Here is a 16879-nt window from a genome sequence, read left to right as displayed (position 1 = left end):
CCGCCGCGCGGGTCAGCCGACGGAGCCCTCCATCTGCAGCTCGATCAGCCGGTTGAGCTCCAGGGCGTACTCCATCGGGAGCTCCTTGGCGATCGGCTCGACGAAGCCGCGGACGATCATCGCCATCGCCTCGAACTCGGTCATGCCCCGGCTCATCAGGTAGAACAGCTGGTCCTCGCTGACCTTGGACACCGTCGCCTCGTGGCCCATGGAGACGTCGTCCTCGCGGACGTCGACGTAGGGGTAGGTGTCCGAGCGGGAGATGGTGTCGACCAGCAGCGCGTCGCAGAGGACGTTGGACTTCGCGCCCTTCGAGCCCTCGCCGATCTCGATCAGGCCGCGGTACGAGGTGCGGCCGCCGCCCCGCGCCACCGACTTGGAGATGATGTTGGACGAGGTGTTCGGCGCCATGTGCACCATCTTGGCCCCGGCGTCCTGGTGCTGGCCGGCGCCGGCGAAGGCGATCGACAGCGTCTCGCCCTTGGCGTGCTCGCCCATCAGGTAGACGGCCGGGTACTTCATGGTGACCTTGGAGCCGATGTTGCCGTCGACCCACTCCATGGTCGCGCCCTCGTAGGCGACGGCGCGCTTGGTCACCAGGTTGTAGACGTTGTTCGACCAGTTCTGGATCGTCGTGTAGCGGCAGCGGCCGCCCTTCTTCACGATGATCTCGACCACGGCGCTGTGCAGCGAGTCCGAGGAGTAGACCGGGGCGGTGCAGCCCTCGACGTAGTGGACGTAGGCGTCCTCGTCGACGATGATCAGCGTCCGCTCGAACTGGCCCATGTTCTCGGTGTTGATCCGGAAGTAGGCCTGCAGCGGGATGTCGACGTGCACGCCCTTCGGCACGTAGATGAACGAGCCGCCGGACCACACCGCGCTGTTCAGCGAGGCGAACTTGTTGTCGCCGACCGGGATGACCGTGCCGAAGTACTCCTGGAAGAGCTCCGGGTGGGTCTTCAGCGCGGTGTCGGTGTCGAGGAAGATGACGCCCTGCTCCTCCAGGTCCTCCCGGATCTGGTGGTAGACGACCTCGGACTCGTACTGGGCGGCGACACCGGCGACCAGGCGCTGCTTCTCCGCCTCCGGGATGCCGAGCTTGTCGTAGGTGTTCTTGATGTCCTCGGGCAGGTCCTCCCAGGACTCCGCCTGCTTCTCGGTCGACCGCACGAAGTACTTGATGTTGTCGAAGTCGATGCCGGTGAGGTCGGAGCCCCAGGTCGGCATGGGCTTCTTCGCGAACAGCTTCAGCCCCTTGAGCCGCAGGTTCAGCATCCACTCGGGCTCGGACTTCTTGGCGGAGATGTCGCGGACGACGGCCTCGGACAGCCCACGCTTGGCGGTGGCGCCGGCCGCGTCGGAGTCGGACCAGCCGAATTCGTAGGTGCCCAGGCCCTCAAGCTCCGGGTGAGCGGTGGTGGTCATGCGGGGTTCCTCCCGGAGACTTCGGTGGTTGCGGCTACAGGGGTGGATACGGGAACAGCAGGCACGGGGCCGGCAGCCGCAGGAGCGGCGGGCACGAAGGTGGTGCAGACCCCGTCGCCGTGGGCGATGGTGGCCAGCCGCTGCACATGGGTGCCGAGCAGCTGTGAGAAGACCTCGGTCTCGGCCTCGCAGAACTGCGGGAACTGCTCGGCGATGTGCGCGACCGGGCAGTGGTGCTGGCAGAGCTGCTCGCCGAGGGGCGCGCGCCGCACCGTGGCAGCGTACCCGTCGGTGGAGAGCGCCCCGGCCAGGGCTTCGGTGGCGGTCGGACCCTCGGGTTCGGTCGCGGCGAGCGCGGCCCGGTAGCGGTCGGCGTCCCGGGCCAGCCGGGCGCGGGCGAAGGCGGCCAGGGCCTCGCGGCCGGCCTCGCCGCCGCCGGCCGACTCGGCCAGGAACCGCAGGGCGTCCGCCGCGAGCTGGTCGTAGGCCTGGTAGAAGGCGTCCCGGCCGGAGTCGGTGAGCAGGAAGACCTTGGCCGGACGGCCCCGGCCGCGATGGCCGTAGACCTTCTGCTCACGGGCGCTGACCAGCCCGGCCGCCAGCAGCGAGTCGAGGTGGCGGCGGACCGCGGCCTGGGTAAGACCGAGCCGGTCGGCCAGGTCGGCGGCGCTGCTGGGGCCGTGGTCGAGAATGGACCGGGCCACCCGGTCGCGCGAGGGCACGTGGGCGTGGGGGGCCGCGACGGCGGCCTCCTGGCTCTCGTTCCTCTCGCGCATGTATTTCACAACGCCATTGTTGCGTAATTCATTCCGGTCGGACAACTTCATGCCGGAGCGGATTCTGTCTGGTCGATCACTAAGGCTTGCCTAAGTAAATTCGGGCTTTTGATCATTTGCCCGGCGGTCGCCCCGACCCGCGCTCCTCGGCACCCGCCCCGCTTCGTAGACTCGTCCCCATGCAATCCGAAGCCGTAGCGGCCGACGCCTCCCCCGACGCCGGCGCCTCCCCGGAGGCCGGCGCCGCCGTCCGGATCACCGGCCTGGTCAAGCGCTACGGCGCGAAGACCGCGGTGAACGGCCTGGACCTGACCGTGGCGCGGGGCTCGGTCACCGCCGTGCTCGGCCCCAACGGCGCGGGCAAGACCACCACCGTCGAGATCTGCGAGGGCTACCGCCGCCCCGACGCCGGCACCGTCCGGGTACTGGGCCTCGACCCGGTCGCCGACGCCGCCCGGCTGCACCCCCGGATCGGCGTGATGTTGCAGTCCGGCGGCATCTACCCCGGCGCGCGCGCCCTGGAAATGCTCCGGCACACGGCGAAACTGCACGCCCACCCGCTGGACGTGGACGCCCTGGCCGCCCGGCTCGGCCTCGACTCCTGCGGCCGGACCAGTTACCGCCGGCTCTCCGGCGGCCAGCAGCAGCGGCTGGCCCTGGCCATGGCCGTGGTCGGCCGCCCGGAACTGGTCTTCCTGGACGAGCCCACGGCCGGCCTCGACCCGCACGCCCGGCACGCCACCTGGGACCTGGTCCGCGACCTGCGCGCCGACGGCGTGAGCGTGGTGCTGACCACCCATCACATGGACGAGGCCGAGGAGCTCGCCGACCGGATCGCCATCGTCGACGGCGGCCGGGTGATCGCCGAGGGCAGCCCGGAGGAGCTCTGCCGGGCCGAGGCCGCCAACACCGTCCGCTTCCGCTCCCGGCCCGGACTCGACCTCGCCTCGCTGGTCAAGGCACTGCCCGAGGGCAGCCGGGCGAGCGAGCCAACCCCCGGCAGCTACCTGGTCGAGGGCGCGGTCGACCCGCAGCTGCTGGCCACGGTCACCACCTGGTGCGCCCAGTCCGGGGTGATGCCGGAACGGCTCGCCGTGGAACGGCACACCCTCGAAGACGTCTTCCTCGAACTGACCGGACGGGACCTGCGCGCATGACCGCCACCGACCTCTCACGCGCCGACCTCTCACGCGCCGACCGGGCCCGCGCCGACCACTCCCCCGCGCCGGGCGCGGCCCCGATCGGCCGGATGCTCCGCGCGCAGACCGCGCTGGAGACCTCGATGCTGCTGCGCAACGGTGAGCAGCTGCTGCTCACCGCGGTCATCCCGAGCGTGCTGCTGGTGCTGTTCAGCGCCGTCGACATCGTCTCCACCACCGGCCCCGGGGCCCGGGTCGACTTCCTCGCCCCCGGCCTGCTGGCACTGGCCGTGATGTCCACCGCGTTCACCGGGCAGGCCATCGCCACCGGCTTCGAGCGCCGCTACGGCGTGCTCAAGCGGCTGGGCGCGAGCCCGCTGCCGCGCTGGGCGCTGATGACCGCGAAGACCGGCAGCGTGCTGGTGACCGAGGTGCTGCAGGTGGCACTGCTGTCGGTGATCGCCCTGGCGCTGGGCTGGCACCCGCACGGCGACCCACTGGCGGTGCTGCTGCTCCTGCTGCTGGGCACCGCCGCCTTCTCCGGGCTCGGCCTGCTGATGGCCGGCACCCTGCGGGCCGAGGCCACGCTGGCCGCCGCCAACCTGGTCTTCGTGCTGCTGCTGCTGGCCGGCGGGGTGGTGGTGCCGCTGGCGAAGTTCCCCTCGGCGGTGCGGCCGGTGCTGGAGGCGCTGCCGATCAGCGCGCTCTCCGACGGGCTGCGGACCGTGCTGCAGAACGGCGCCGCGATGCCCTGGGGGGACCTGGGCATCCTCGCGGTCTGGGCGGTCCTCGGCCTGGCCGCCGCCGCGCGCTTCTTCCGCTGGGAGTAGCAGGCGCCCACACGTTTTCATCACGAATCGAACACGTTCTCCGCAGATCATCGAGGATCACGTCGTGGTGCGCCATATTCCGCCTAGCATCTGCTGCGGCCCGGCTCGGCCCCCGCCCTCCGCCGCCGCTCCCCGGTACCCATTGAGCAGGGACGTAAGCCCGTGTCACGCACCAACGCGGCCCGCGACATAGCCGTCGTCCTCGGCACCCGGCCGGAGATCATCAAACTGGCCGGCGTGATCACCGAGCTCGCCGACCGCGCCCGGATCGTCCACACCGGCCAGCACTACGACAGCGAGCTCTCCGGGGCCTTCTTCGCCAACTTCGACCTGCCCGAGCCGCACCTGCTGCTCGACGGCGCCACCGGGCCCTGGGGACGCGGGCACCAGGTCGGCACCCTGACCGCCGAGCTGTCCCGCGCCTTCACCGTCGACCCGCCGCGCGCGGTGATCGTCCAGGGCGACACCAACAGCACCTCGGCCGGGGCCCAGGCCGCGCACTACTGCGGCATACCCGTGGTCCACGTCGAGGCCGGTCTGCGCTCCCGGGACCGGTCCATGCCGGAGGAGATCAACCGTCAGATCGTCGGCGTGCTCGCCGACATCCACTGCGCGGCCACCCCGGAGGCCGCCGCCAACCTGCTCGCCGAGGGCACCGCCCCCGAGCGGATCCGGATCACCGGCAACACCGTGGTCGAGGCCACCCACCGCTCGCTGCCCGCACCGGACCGGCTGGACGCCCTGCTCGCACCGTTCGAGCTGCCCGCCGAGTACGTGCTCGCCACCTTCCACCGGCCGGAGAACGCCGACGACCCGGTCCGGCTGGCCGCGACCCTGGAGTCGCTCGCCGCGCTGGAACTCCCGGTCGTGCTGCCGCTGCACCCGCGCACCCGGGCCCGGATCAAGGAGTTCGGCCTGGAGCCGGCCGCCCGGCGGCTGCACCGGATCGAGCCGGTGGACCATCCGCTCTTCCTCGCCCTGGCGCAGCGCGCCCGGCTGCTGGTCTCCGACTCCGGCGGGATCCAGGAGGAGGCCACCGTGCTGAAGAAGCCGCTCCTGGTCGTCCGCACCAGCACCGAGCGGCCCGAGGCGGTCAGCGCCGGCTTCGCCCACCTGGTCGAGCCCGGCGCCGAACTGCTGGCCACCGCCAACCGGCTGCTGGCCGACCCGGACCTGGCGGGCCGGCTCGCCGGGACGCCCTCCCCCTACGGCGACGGCAGCGCCTCGGCCCGGATCAGCGGCATCGCCCGGGCGCTGGCCGACCGGCTGCCGGTCCCCGACGGGCCGCTCGCCGCCGACGGCTGAGCACACGGTCGTGCGCCCGGGTCCCGGGACCGCACCTGTCACCACCAGAACCAACGAAAGGAGTCCCATGTACGGAACCGCAGGCAAGGGCGCCGTCGGCGCCGGAGCCGTCCTCGGCGGCGCGCAGCTGGCCGACACCGGCTTCGGACTGCCCGGCGTCGCCATCACCGTGCTGGCCGTCGCCATGGTCATGGCCGGCCTGCTGATGATGCGTTCGGCCCGGGTGGCCCGCGCCAAGCGCTGAGTCGGCGCACCGGCGCGGCCCGCCCGACCAGTACTCCGGGCCCCGTGCCGGACCGCGCACGGGTCCGACCGCACCGCCGGTCGGACCCGCACCCGCTGCTCCCCGCGTTCCCGCCACCCCCGCCCCGCGCCCGCGCCGCCGGTTCGAGCCCCCTGGAAGACCGAGCCCATGAACACCCCTGCCTCCTCCGGCGTGCTCGCCCTGGTGTCCCAGATATCACTGGTCCTCAGCCTGCTCTTCCCGCTCTACCTGGTCGGCCTGGTGCTGCCGCTGCTGGTGCGCCGCACCCGCCGGCCCGGCCGGGCCGGCGACTACGACTGGCACCTCTTCGTCCCCTGCCGCGACGAGGAGGCGGTGATCGGGCAGACCCTGCAGTACCTGCGCACCGCCTGCCCGACGGCGCACATCTGGGTGATCGACGACGACTCCGAGGACGAGACCGGCGCCATCGTGCGCTGGGCCGCCCAGCACGACCGGGGCATCCACCTGGTGCAGCGCCGCCGGCCGGAGGCCCGGCAGGGCAAGGGCGAGGCGCTGAACGCCGCCTACCGGGCCCTCCACGCCTGGCTGCCGCAGCACGCCGACCGCAACCGCACGATCGTCGGGGTCTTCGACGCCGACGGCCGCCCCGAGCCCGGCTGCCTCGACTACGTCGCGGCCCGCCGCTTCCTCGGCCGCCCGGAGGTCGGCGGGGTGCAGATCGAGGTGCGGATGATGAACCGGGTCGAGCGCCGCCCGGCGCCCGACGGCGGCCGGATCCGCAACCTCTACGCCCGGCTGCTGATCCGGATGCAGGACCTGGAGTTCCGGGCCCCGGTGGCCGCGCTCCAGCACGCCCGGAAGACCTCCCGCAGCGTCTGCCTCGGCGGCAACGGCCAGTTCGCCCGGCTCAGCGCGCTGGACGACCTGGCGGTCGAGCGCGGCCGCCCGTGGACCGGACGGCTGCTGGAGGACTTCGAGCTCGGCATGCACCTGCTGCTGGCCGGCTGGATCAACAGCTTCTGCGCCGACACCTACGTCGAGCAGGAGGCCCTGTTCGACACCAAGCGGTTCCTGACCCAGCGCACCCGCTGGGCCCAGGGGGTGATGCAGTGCCTCCGCTACATCGGCGCGGTCTGGCGCTCCGACCTGATACCCAACCTCGGCTTCCTGGAGCTGACCTTCTTCCTGGTCCAGCCCTGGCTGCAGCTGCTGGGCGCGCTGCTCTACCCGATCCCGATGATCGCGCTGCTGCTCTCCTACGCCCGCCACCCCGACGTCGCCGCGCACTACATCGCCTCCGGCGGCTGGCGCGGCCTGGCGCTCTACCTGGCGATGGCCTTCGGCCAGTTCGTCATCTGGGGCCCGATCTACCGGCGCAAGTGCGAGCCGGAGGCCGGATTCTGGCAGGCCATCGGCTGGGGCCTGATGTACCCGGTCTACCTGGTCTCGCTGTACGTGGTCTCCTGGCGCGCCGTCGCCCGGATCGTCACCGGCCGCAACGGCTGGGCCAAGACCCGCCGCAACGCCGAGCGCGCGATCACCGGCCCGGTCGCCAAGGAGGCCTGAGCTGCGACGCGGCGTCGACCCGCGGCCCCGCGACAAAGATCCGCAGAGCCGCAATCTACGATGAATCCGTGCGTACCCCCTTCTCTCTCCTCGCCGAGCGCGTCACCGTCTCCGACCGGGTGATCCGCTGGACGGCCTTCGCCACCCTCGTCGCGAGCGTGCTGATCGTCGTCACCGGTGGCGCGGTCCGGCTCACCAGCTCCGGGCTGGGCTGCCCGACCTGGCCCACCTGCGGTGGGGGCGACCTCGCGCCCACGGCGGCGATGGGCGTCCACGGCATCATCGAGTTCAGCAACCGGATGCTCACCGACGTCATCTGTGTGCTGGTCGGCCTCTCGATCATCACCGCGCGCTGCGGCAAGCCCTGGCGGCGCAGCGTCTCCCGGCTGGGCTGGGCCCAGTTCTGGATCATCATGGTGGACGCCGTCCTCGGTGGGATCACGGTGCTGTCGCACCTCAACCCGTTCGTGGTGGCGGTGCACTTCCTGGTGTCGCCGGTGCTGATCATGGTCGCGCTGGCGATGTGGCAGCGCACCCGCGAGGGAGACGGCGAACCGGTGCGCACGGTCGGCAAGCCGGTGCAGCACCTGTCCCGGCTGATCATCGTCGTCACCGCGCTGCTGATCGCGGCCGGCACCCTGGCCACCGGTACCGGGCCGCACTCGGGCGACGGCACCTCGGTCAAGCGGATGCCGTTCAACTGGGAGAAGGTGACCCAGTTCCACGCCGACTTCGCGATGGTCACCATCGGCCTGTCACTGGCAATGATCTTCGTCCTGCTGGCCGTGGACGCCCCCGCCGAGCCGCGCAGGCGCTCCCGCGAGTTCCTGGTGGTCCTGCTCTCGCAGGCGCTGATCGGCTTCGTCCAGTTCTTCACCGGCCTGCCCGAGCTGATCGTCGGCTTCCACATGCTCGGCGCCGCGCTGGTCTGGGTCTCGGTGCTGCGGCTGCACCTCTCGCTGCGGATCCGCCCGGCCGAGGGCGAGCTCGAACGCCCGGCCGGCATCGAGAGCGTCGCCGACCTGGCCGCCGTCTGACGCGTCGGCACACGTACCAGAAGGGTGAGGGGCGGGCGCCATCGGCGCCCGCCCCTCACCCTTCTGGTTCCGCTCAGGCGGCCGTCCGCGGCTGGCTGCCGCCGATCTGGATCCCGGCCATCCGCTTCCACTCGTAGGAGCCGGTGCGCATCCGCAGGCCGATCTCCGGGTCGAACTCGTCGTGCCGGGTGATCCCGGAGAGCTCCACCGCGCGGTCCGCCACGGCCCGGTTCGGCGCGACCTGGTCGCCCCACTCGCCGTCGGCGCCGACCAGGACGATCCGGGTGGAGATCCGGCCGACGTGCTCCACGACGCCGTCGGCGCTGCCGCCGTGGGCCGTGGCGAAGGCCCGGACGTGCTTGGCGATGCGCTGCGCCCGGCGCTCGTCCGAACCGCTGAGGGCGGAGGCGGCGGCGGGGGTGGTGGTCTCTTCGCTCATGCGGCCGATGCTACCCAGCGGTAGGCCCGCTGACGACAGCGCCCCGGTGTGCCGCGTGGCACATCGGGGCGCTGACGGAGGAAGAGGGGACTACTTGAGGAAGGGGTCGATCGCGATCTCGACGAAGAGCAGCGTCAGATAGGTGATCGACCAGTGGAACAGCCGCATCTCCTTCAGCGCCGCGCCGACCACCCCGGCCTTGGCGCGGGACAGCAGCCCGTGCGCCTCGCGCAGCCAGAACGCGCCCAGCAGCACCGCCGTCACCGGGTAGAGCCAACTGGTGTGGCCCAGCGGCCACAGCGCCAGCGAGACCGCCACCATGACCCAGCTGTAGGCGACGATCTGCTTGGCCACGGCCTCGTTGGTGGCGATCACCGGCAGCATCGGCACCCCGGCGTTGGCGTAGTCGTCCTTCACCTTCATCGACAGCGGCCAGTAGTGCGGCGGCGTCCAGAAGAAGATGACCAGGAACAGCACCACCGGCGACCAGGCCAGTGAGTCGGTCACGGCCGCCCAGCCGATGAACACCGGCATGCAGCCGGCGATGCCGCCCCAGACGATGTTCTGCGCGGTGCGGCGCTTCAGGCCGAGGGTGTAGACGAAGACGTAGAACAGCAGCGCCGCCAGCGACAGCCCCGCCGACAACGGGTTGACCAGCAGCGCGAACCAGGCGGTCGAGACGAGCGCGAGCGCGATGCCGAAGACCAGGCACTCACGCGGCGACACCATCCCGGTGACCAGCGGCCGCCGTTCCGTACGGTGCATCAGCGCGTCGATGTCGCGGTCGATGTACATGTTCAGCGCGTTGGCGCCGCCGGCCGACAGGTAGCCGCCGAACACGACCTCCAGCACCAGCAGCAGGTCGGGCACCCCGCGCTGGGCGAGGAACATCACCGGAACGGTGGTGATCAGCAGCAGCTCGATGATCCGCGGTTTGGTCAGTGCGACGAAAGCCCCGACACGGGCCGCGAACGGCCGGTGCCCGGGGTTCGCCTTGACCAGCCCGGCAGGGCGGGATTCGACGGCGGTCACGAACACCCCTGGTTGATGGAGATCCGCAGACACCGGACGGACCGGTCCTGCGCGTACCACGCCACCTTAGACGTTGCATATGTCCGGCTCCGCGCCGGGTCCGGGTTCGGGTAACCGTGTTGCCCCGTTCAGCGGGCGGACGAACCTCGGATCCCTCAGGCTGGCACCGTACGCGCGAGGCGGCGGGCGGAGCACGGTGCTCCGCCGACCGCCTGATGGGCTTGCGCGGGATCGACGTACGCATAAGCGATAGGCTCGTCACGTCAAGCGGGTCAACGCTCTGTGACCAGGTCCGCCACCGTCGACGGTCCCCGGCACCGGGTCGAATGACGATACGGAAGGAGCCCTGATTCAGGGTGAGTACGACGCCGAGCACTACCTTTGAGTGGACCGAACTGGACCAGCGCGCCGTGGACACGGTGCGGGTTCTGGCGGCGGACGCTGTCCAGAAGGTCGGGAACGGCCACCCCGGCACGGCCATGTCCCTGGCCCCCGCCGCCTACATGGTGTTCCAGCGCTTCCTGCAGCACGACCCGGCCGATGCGGCCTGGCCCGGCCGCGACCGCTTCGTCCTGTCCTGCGGACACACCAGCCTCACCCTCTACATCCAGCTCTACCTCTCGGGCTACGGTCTGACGCTGGACGACCTCAAGTCGTTCCGCACCTGGGGCTCGCTGACCCCGGGTCACCCCGAGCACGGGCACACCACCGGGGTGGAGGTCACCACCGGTCCGCTCGGCCAGGGCATCGGCAACGCGGTCGGCATGGCGATGGCGGCCCGCTACGAGCGCGGCCTGTTCGACCCGGACGCCGCCCCCGGCACCTCCCCGTTCGACCACACCATCTGGGGCATCTGCTCCGACGGCGACCTGGAGGAGGGCATCTCCGGCGAGGCGTCCTCGCTGGCCGGCCACCAGAAGCTGGGCAACCTGGTCTTCCTCTACGACGACAACCACATCTCGATCGAGGGCGACACCGAGACCGCCTTCTCCGAGGACGTGCTCAAGCGCTACGAGTCCTACGGCTGGCACGTCCAGCGGATCGTCCACGGCGCCAACGGCGACTTCGACGTCGACCAGCTGCACGCCGCGCTGGCCGCCGCCAGGGCCGAGACCGAGCGCCCCTCGATCATCGCCGCCCGCACCATCATCGCCTGGCCCGCCCCGCACGCCCAGGGCACCGAGGAGTCGCACGGCTCGGCGCTCGGCGCCGACGAGGTGGCCGCGACCAAGCGGGTGCTCGGCTTCGACCCGGAGCAGTCCTTCGTCGTCGCCGACGAGGTGCTGGCCCACGCCCGCGAGGTCGGGGTGCGCGGCGCCGAGGCCCACGCCGCCTGGACCAAGCGCTTCCAGGACTGGCGCGCCGGCAACCCGGAGCGCGCCGCCGAGTTCGACCGGATCAGCGCGGGCGAGCTGCCCGAGGGCTGGGAGCAGGCGCTGCCCTCCTTCCCGGCCGGCAAGGACGTCGCCACCCGCAAGGCCTCCGGCGAGGTGCTCAAGGCCGTGGGCGCGGTCGTGCCCGAGCTCTGGGGCGGCTCCGCCGACCTGGCCGGCTCCAACCTCACCACGATCGACCCGAACTCCTCCTTCCTGCCGGTCGGCAACCCGCTGCCGGGGGCGGACCAGTACGGGCGGACGATCCACTTCGGCATCCGCGAGCACGCCATGGGCGCGGCCCTGAACGGCATCGCGCTGCACGGCAACACCCGCGTCTACGGCGGCACCTTCCTCACCTTCTCCGACTACATGCGCGGCGCCGTCCGCCTGGCCGCGCTGATGAAGCTGCCGGTCACCTACGTGTGGACGCACGACTCCATCGGCCTCGGCGAGGACGGCCCGACCCACCAGCCGGTCGAGCACCTGGCCGCGCTGCGCGCCATCCCCGGCCTGAACATGGTCCGCCCGGCCGACGCCAACGAGACCGTCACCACCTGGGCCGAGGTGCTGCGCCGGCACGCGACCAACCCCGCCCCGCACGGTCTGGCGCTGACCCGGCAGAACGTCCCCACCTACGAGGCCAACCCGGACGCCGCCCGCGGCGGCTACGTGCTCCGCGAGGCGGAGGGCGGCCCGGCCCAGGTCATCCTGATCGGCACCGGCTCCGAGGTGCAGCTCGCCGTCGAGGCCCGGGACACCCTCCAGGCCGCCGGCATCCCCACCCGCGTGGTGTCGATGCCCTGCGTCGAGTGGTTCGAGGAGCAGGACCGCGCCTACCGCGAGAGCGTGCTGACGCCGTCGGTCCGCGCCCGGGTCTCGGTCGAGGCCGGCATCGCGCTGACCTGGTGGCGCTACCTCGGCGACGCCGGACGCGCCGTCAGCCTGGAGCACTTCGGCGCCTCCGCCGACTACAAGGTGCTCTACCGCGAGTTCGGCATCACCGCCGAGGCCGTGGTCGCCGCCGCCCACGAGTCGCTCGCCGACGCCAACCGCTGATTCGCGCCCCACCAGAATTCCAGAGGAGAAGTACCACCATGACTGACGCTCTGAAGCGCCTCAGCGACGAAGGCGTGGCGATCTGGCTGGACGACCTCAGCCGCTCCCGCCTGACCTCCGGCAACCTGGCCGACCTGGTCCGCACCAAGCACGTCGTCGGGGTCACCACCAACCCGACCATCTTCCAGAAGGCCATCGGCGGCGGCAGCGACGCCTACGACGCGCAGCTGCGCGACCTCGCGGTCCGCGGCGTCACCGTGGACGAGGCGGTGCGGATGATGACCGCCGCCGACGTCCGCGAGGCCGCCGACGTGCTGCGCCCGGTCTACGACGCCAGCAACGGCCGCGACGGCCGGGTCTCCATCGAGGTCGACCCGCGGCTGGCGCACCACACCGAGGCCACCGTGGCCGAGGCCCGCCAGCTGGCCTGGCTGGTGGACCGCCCGAACACCCTGATCAAGATCCCGGCGACCAAGGCGGGCCTGCCGGCCATCGCCACCGTCCTCGGCGAGGGCATCAGCGTCAATGTCACGCTGATCTTCTCGCTGGAGCGCTACCGGGGCGTCATGGAGGCCTTCCTCACCGGTCTGGAGACCGCGAAGGCCGCCGGCATCGATCTCTCCACCATCGAGTCGGTGGCCTCCTTCTTCGTGTCCCGGGTGGACACCGAGATCGACAAGCGGCTCGACAAGATCGCCACTCCGGCCGCCGCGGCCGCCAAGGGCAAGGCCGCCGTCGCCAACGCCCGGCTGGCCTACCAGGCCTACGAAGAGGTCTTCACCAGCGACCGCTGGAAGGCACTGGCCGCCGCCGGCGCCAAGCCGCAGCGTCCGCTCTGGGCCTCCACCGGCGTCAAGGACCCGGCCTACGACGACACCATGTACGTGGTCGAACTGGTCGCGCCGGGCACCGTCAACACCATGCCCGAGGCCACCCTCGACGCTGTCGCCGACCACGGCGTGGTCCGCGGCGACACCATCAAGGGCAGCTACGCGGGGGCCAAGGCCGAGCTCGACGCCCTGGCCGCACTCGGCATCTCCTACGACGACGTCGTCCAGCTGCTGGAGGACGAGGGCGTGGAGAAGTTCGAGGCGTCCTGGAAGGAGCTGCTCGACACGGTCTCCGCTTCCCTGCAGAAGTTCACCGTCAAGGGGGGATCCACCAAGTGAGCGAAGAGGCCCAATCCGTACTGGAGGAGGAGACGGGCGTGGTCAACGCCTGGCTCAACCCACTGCGTGATCCGGCGGACCGGCGGCTGCCGCGCATCGCCGGACCGTCCGGTCTGGTCATCTTCGGCGTGACGGGCGACCTGTCGCGCAAGAAGCTGATGCCGGCCGTCTACGACCTGGCCAACCGCGGCCTGCTGCCGCCGGGCTTCTCGCTGATCGGGTTCGCCCGGCGCGACTGGGAGGACGAGGACTTCGCCCAGGTCGTCCACGACTCGGTCAAGGAGCACGCCCGGACCCCCTTCCGCGAGGAGGTCTGGCAGCAGCTCGCCAAGGGCATGCGCTTCGTCCAGGGCGAGTTCGTCGACAACGACGCCTTCGAGAAGCTCCGCGAGACCATCGAGGAGCTGGACAAGGCCCAGGGCACCGGGGGCAACTTCGCCTTCTACCTGTCCGTGCCGCCGAAGTTCTTCCCGCAGGTGGTGGAGCAGCTCAAGGCCCACGGCCTGGCCGACCCGCCGAAGGGCTCCTGGCGCCGCGCGGTCATCGAGAAGCCCTTCGGCCACGACCTGGCCAGCGCGACCGAGCTCAACCGGGTCGTGCACTCGGTGTTCCCGCGCGACGAGGTCTTCCGGATCGACCACTACCTCGGCAAGGAGACGGTCCAGAACATCCTGGCGCTGCGCTTCGCCAACGCCATGTTCGAGCCGATCTGGAACCGGTCCTACGTCGACCACGTGCAGATCACCATGGCCGAGGACATCGGCATCGGCGGCCGGGCCGGGTACTACGACGGCATCGGCTCGGCCCGTGACGTGATCCAGAACCACCTGCTCCAGCTGATGGCGCTGACCGCCATCGAGGAGCCGGCCTCGTTCCACCCGAAGGCCCTGGTCGCCGAGAAGCTCAAGGTGCTGTCCGCGGTCAAGATCCCCAAGGATCTCGGCCTGCACACCGTGCGCGGCCAGTACACCCACGGCTGGCAGGGCGGCGAGGAGGTGCTCGGCTACCTGGAGGAGGAGGGGATCGACCCCAAGTCCACCACCGACACCTACGCCGCGGTGAAGCTGGAGATCAACAACCGCCGCTGGGCGGGCGTCCCGTTCTACCTGCGCACCGGCAAGCGGCTGGGCCGCCGGGTCACCGAGATCGCGGTGGTCTTCCAGCGCGCCCCGTACCTGCCGTTCGACTCCAGCGCCACCGAGGAGCTGGGGCAGAACGCCCTGGTCATCCGGGTGCAGCCGGACGAGGGCGTGACCATGCGGTTCGGTTCCAAGGTCCCCGGCACCTCGATGGAGGTCCGCGACGTCAGCATGGACTTCGCCTACGGCGAGTCCTTCACCGAGTCCAGCCCGGAGGCGTACGAGCGCCTCATCCTGGACGTGCTGCTCGGCGACGCCAACCTCTTCCCCCGGCACCAGGAGGTCGAGGAGTCCTGGAAGATCCTGGACCCGATCGAGGAGTACTGGGACAAGCACGGCAAGCCCGCCCCGTACGAGTCCGGCACCTGGGGACCCGCCGAGGCAGACGAGATGCTCGCACGAGACGGTAGGAGCTGGCGTCGGCCATGAAGATCGATCTGACGGACACCAACTCCAGCAAAATCAACTCTGGACTGATCGAGGCCCGCCGGGCCATCGGCGCCGGCGCGGTCGGCATGGTGCTCACCCTCGTCATCGTCACCGACGAGGGCAGCGCCTACGACGCGCTCAAGGCCGCCGGCGAGGCCTCCCGCGAGCACCCCTCGCGGATCCTCGCGGTGATCAGCCGTCCCGGGCGCTCCCCACGGGCCCGGGCCGAGGCCCGGCTGGACGCCGAGATCCGGGTCGGCTCCGACGCGGGCACCGGGGAAACGGTCCTGCTCCGGCTGCACGGCGAACTCGCCTCCCAGGCGCAGTCGGTGGTGCTGCCACTGCTGCTGCCGGACGCCCCGGTGGTGGTCTGGTGGCCGGAGAACGCCCCCGAGAACCCGGCCCGGGACCCGCTCGGCGCACTCGCGCAGCGCAGGATCACCGATGCCGTCTCGGCGGAGTCCCCGGTGGCTCAGCTCGCCACCCGCGCGCTGACCTACAGCCCCGGCGACACCGACCTGGCCTGGACCCGGATCACCCCGTGGCGCTCGATGCTGGCCGCCGCGCTCGACCAGCGCCACGTCAAGGTCGAGTCCGCGGTGGTCGAGGGCGAGTCCTACAACCCCAGCGCCGAACTGCTGGCGCTGTGGCTGGCCAGCCGGCTCGACATCAAGGTGGAGCGGGTCGTCACCGACGGCCCGGGGCTGACCACCGTGCGGCTGCGCACGGCCGGCGGCGACATCACCCTGGACCGCTCGGACGGCCTGCTGGCCAAGCTCTCCATGCCCGAGCAGCCCGACCGGATGGTGGCGCTGAAGCGCCGCGAGACGTCCGAGCTGATCGCCGAGGAGCTGCGCCGACTCGACCCGGACGACATATACGCCACCTCGGTCAAGTACGGGGTGGAGAAGCTGCACCAGGACGGGCCGGAGCACGAGACGGTCGACGCGGCTGACCCGGAGCCGGCCCCGGCTCCGATCCCGGCCGCGCCGGTCGCCTCGGCGACCCGGACCAAGGCCGTGCCGAAGGCGGCGGCCGCCGCTCCGGACGCCGCCAAGGACGCCCCGGCCAAGCCCAGCGGGCGGAAGTCGGCCTCGTCATGACCACCCCGCAGCTGGTCGTCCACCGCGACAAGGAGCTGATGGCGCTCGCGGCCGCGGCCCGGCTGATCACCCGGATCGTGGACGCCCAGTCCTCCCGCGGCACCGCCTCGGTGGTGCTGACGGGGGGTCGCAACGGCAATGCGGTGCTCGCGGCGCTGGCGTCCTCGCCGGCCCGGGACGCCGTGGACTGGTCGCGGCTCGACCTGTGGTGGGGCGACGAGCGCTTCCTCCCCGAAGGGGACCCGGAGCGCAACGCCACCCAGGCACGGGACGAGCTGCTGGACGCGGTGCCGCTGGACCCCGCACGCGTGCACCCCATGCCCGCGTCGGACGGCCCCGACGGCGACGACCCGGAGGCGGCGGCGCAGCGCTACGCCGCCGAACTGGCCAGGGCGGCGGGCCCGGAGGACCGCCTCCGGGTTCCGGCCTTCGACGTGCTGCTGCTCGGCGTCGGCCCGGACACCCATGTGGCCTCGCTCTTCCCGGAGCACCCGGGGGTGCGGGAGACCGCGCTCACCGTCGTCGGCGTGCGCGGCGCGCCCAAGCCCCCGCCGGTCCGGGTCTCGCTGACCCTGCCGGCGATCCGGGCCGCCCGCGAGGTCTGGCTGCTCGCGGCGGGCGAGGACAAGGCCGAGGCCGTGGCCCTGGCACTGTCCGGCCCGGGCGAGATCCAGGCCCCGGCCTCCGGTGCCTACGGCCGGCAGCGCACCCTCTGGCTGCTGGACCGGGCGGCGGCGGCGAAGATACCGCCCCAGCTCTACCCGCCGGCCTCGGCCTGACGGCGCGGCAGCGCACGGAGCACGACGGCGGCGGCCCCGCACCTCCCGGCCGG

The 16879-nt window shown here is 71.8% G+C and carries 15 protein-coding genes; 11 read left to right on the top strand and 4 right to left on the bottom strand.

The genetic code is table 11. The features are described 5' to 3' along the window. Positions 1-12: 12 nt before the first annotated feature. A complete protein-coding gene (gene sufB / locus BS75_RS29100; protein WP_034090386.1) occupies positions 13-1425 on the bottom strand; it encodes a Fe-S cluster assembly protein SufB in 1413 nt (470 codons plus the stop codon). Further along, positions 1422-2201, bottom strand: coding sequence for a helix-turn-helix transcriptional regulator (locus BS75_RS29095; protein WP_042436525.1), 780 nt, complete (start codon positions 2199-2201; stop codon positions 1422-1424). Before BS75_RS29095 ends, sufB begins: the two co-directional genes overlap by 4 nt. Before the next feature lie 179 nt (positions 2202-2380). Between BS75_RS29095 and BS75_RS29090 the strand changes: the two genes are divergently transcribed. The 6 genes from BS75_RS29090 to BS75_RS29070 all read left to right on the top strand — a co-directional run bounded on the left by BS75_RS29090 (position 2381) and on the right by BS75_RS29070 (position 8304). After that, on the top strand, positions 2381-3358 hold the full coding sequence (locus BS75_RS29090; RefSeq protein ID WP_081982684.1) for an ABC transporter ATP-binding protein: 978 nt from the start codon (positions 2381-2383) through the stop codon (positions 3356-3358). 92 nt (positions 3359-3450) lie between these two features. Further along, the gene (locus BS75_RS29085; protein ID WP_042436745.1) at positions 3451-4170 is read left to right on the top strand and encodes an ABC transporter permease; all 720 of its coding nucleotides are present in this window, start codon (positions 3451-3453) and stop codon (positions 4168-4170) included. Positions 4171-4332: 162 nt separating this feature from the next. Next, positions 4333-5475, top strand: coding sequence for a non-hydrolyzing UDP-N-acetylglucosamine 2-epimerase (gene wecB, locus BS75_RS29080; RefSeq protein WP_034090384.1), 1143 nt, complete (start codon positions 4333-4335; stop codon positions 5473-5475). A 67-nt stretch (positions 5476-5542) separates the two neighbouring features. Further along, a complete protein-coding gene (locus BS75_RS48580; RefSeq protein WP_156164299.1) occupies positions 5543-5719 on the top strand; it encodes a hypothetical protein in 177 nt (58 codons plus the stop codon). A 168-nt stretch (positions 5720-5887) separates the two neighbouring features. Next, on the top strand, positions 5888-7267 hold the full coding sequence (locus BS75_RS29075) for a glycosyltransferase (protein ID WP_034090383.1): 1380 nt from the start codon (positions 5888-5890) through the stop codon (positions 7265-7267). A gap of 68 nt (positions 7268-7335) precedes the next feature. Next, positions 7336-8304 (top strand): COX15/CtaA family protein, encoded by a 969-nt coding sequence (locus tag BS75_RS29070; RefSeq protein WP_034090382.1) that lies wholly within the window; start codon positions 7336-7338, stop codon positions 8302-8304. 73 nt (positions 8305-8377) lie between these two features. Here the strand turns inward: BS75_RS29070 and BS75_RS29065 are convergent, their stop codons facing one another. Both BS75_RS29065 and BS75_RS29060 read right to left on the bottom strand, forming a co-directional pair. Beyond that, positions 8378-8743, bottom strand: coding sequence for a hypothetical protein (locus tag BS75_RS29065; RefSeq protein WP_034090381.1), 366 nt, complete (start codon positions 8741-8743; stop codon positions 8378-8380). Between the two features lie 90 nt (positions 8744-8833). Beyond that, positions 8834-9775 carry a heme o synthase gene (locus BS75_RS29060; protein WP_034093982.1) on the bottom strand — a complete coding sequence of 314 codons (942 nt, stop codon included), beginning with the start codon at positions 9773-9775 and terminating at the stop codon, positions 8834-8836. Between the two features lie 356 nt (positions 9776-10131). Between BS75_RS29060 and tkt the strand changes: the two genes are divergently transcribed. The 5 genes from tkt to pgl are packed head-to-tail and all read left to right on the top strand — an operon-like array spanning position 10132 to position 16826. After that, positions 10132-12207 carry a transketolase gene (gene tkt, locus BS75_RS29055; protein WP_034090380.1) on the top strand — a complete coding sequence of 692 codons (2076 nt, stop codon included), beginning with the start codon at positions 10132-10134 and terminating at the stop codon, positions 12205-12207. Between the two features lie 38 nt (positions 12208-12245). Beyond that, the gene (tal, locus tag BS75_RS29050; protein WP_034090379.1) at positions 12246-13376 is read left to right on the top strand and encodes a transaldolase; all 1131 of its coding nucleotides are present in this window, start codon (positions 12246-12248) and stop codon (positions 13374-13376) included. Between the two features lie 38 nt (positions 13377-13414). Further along, positions 13415-14944, top strand: coding sequence for a glucose-6-phosphate dehydrogenase (zwf, locus tag BS75_RS29045; RefSeq protein ID WP_034090378.1), 1530 nt, complete (start codon positions 13415-13417; stop codon positions 14942-14944). After that, on the top strand, positions 14941-16047 hold the full coding sequence (gene opcA, locus BS75_RS29040) for a glucose-6-phosphate dehydrogenase assembly protein OpcA (protein WP_034090377.1): 1107 nt from the start codon (positions 14941-14943) through the stop codon (positions 16045-16047). The genes zwf and opcA overlap by 4 nt, the downstream gene beginning before the upstream one ends. Further along, positions 16044-16826: a 6-phosphogluconolactonase gene (gene pgl / locus BS75_RS29035; protein WP_034090376.1), complete on the top strand. Its 783-nt coding sequence runs from the start codon at positions 16044-16046 to the stop codon at positions 16824-16826. The genes opcA and pgl overlap by 4 nt, the downstream gene beginning before the upstream one ends. Positions 16827-16879 lie beyond the last annotated feature (53 nt).

Source organism: Streptacidiphilus albus JL83 (genome assembly GCF_000744705.1).
Taxonomy (GTDB): domain Bacteria; phylum Actinomycetota; class Actinomycetes; order Streptomycetales; family Streptomycetaceae; genus Streptacidiphilus; species Streptacidiphilus albus.
This window is presented reverse-complemented; position numbering and strand designations above follow the sequence as displayed.